This is a genomic window from Pseudomonas sp. NY15356, assembly GCF_048068175.1.
GTDB classification, from domain to species: Bacteria; Pseudomonadota; Gammaproteobacteria; order Pseudomonadales; family Pseudomonadaceae; genus Aquipseudomonas; species Aquipseudomonas putida_K.
In genome coordinates this window covers 1-286 of the sequence record NZ_JBLUPW010000103.1, presented here as the reverse complement: position 1 = coordinate 286, position 286 = coordinate 1, and the positions used below count along the sequence as shown (strand labels likewise).

At 52.4% G+C, this 286-nt stretch carries 2 tRNA genes; both read left to right on the top strand.

Features of this window, described 5'->3' with window-relative positions:
* Positions 1-27: 27 nt before the first annotated feature.
* Positions 28-104 (top strand) — tRNA-Arg (locus ACNFCI_RS24130).
* A gap of 73 nt (positions 105-177) precedes the next feature.
* Positions 178-254 (top strand) — tRNA-Arg (locus ACNFCI_RS24125).
* The last annotated feature ends 32 nt before the right edge of the window (positions 255-286 follow it).

Sequence of the window (286 nt, the reverse complement as noted above, 5' to 3'; positions counted from 1 at the left end):
AGCGAACTATAATGCGCGGCAAGACACGGACTCATAGCTCAGCTGGATAGAGTACTCGGCTACGAACCGAGCGGTCGGAGGTTCGAATCCTCCTGAGTCCGCCATTTAATGGGGCGGTTTTGTTAATCAAGGCGGCTTCATCAACCAGTGGTAATCTGGTCTAAAAATACCACCTACGGACTCATAGCTCAGCTGGATAGAGTACTCGGCTACGAACCGAGCGGTCGGAGGTTCGAATCCTCCTGAGTCCGCCATTTAATGAGGCGGTTTTGTTGAGCAAGGCAGC